This is a genomic window from Paenibacillus apis, from assembly GCF_018333295.1.
In the GTDB taxonomy this organism is placed as follows: domain Bacteria; phylum Bacillota; class Bacilli; order Paenibacillales; family Paenibacillaceae; genus Fontibacillus; species Fontibacillus antibioticophila.
The window spans coordinates 1-293 of record NZ_BORS01000067.1 but is presented as its reverse complement, the minus strand read 5'-3'; the positions used below and the strand labels follow the sequence as shown (position 1 = coordinate 293).

1 rRNA gene is annotated in these 293 nt (G+C 53.6%); it reads left to right on the top strand.

The window, feature by feature from the left end:
• Positions 1–293: ribosomal RNA gene (locus tag KI362_RS25340) — 23S ribosomal RNA — on the top strand; the annotation flags it as partial.

Below are 293 nucleotides of genomic sequence, written 5' to 3'. Positions count from 1 at the left end.
AGGGGAGTGAAAGAGAACCTGAAACCGTGTGCTTACAAGAAGTCAGAGCCCAATTTAGGGGTGATGGCGTGCCTTTTGTAGAATGAACCGGCGAGTTACGTTTGCAAGCAAGGTTAAGCCGAGAAGGTGGAGCCGCAGCGAAAGCGAGTCTGAATAGGGCGAATATAGTTTGTAGGCGTAGACCCGAAACCGTGTGATCTACCCCTGTCCAGGGTGAAGGTGCGGTAACACGCACTGGAGGCCCGAACCCACGTATGTTGAAAAATGCGGGGATGAGGTGGGGGTAGCGGAGA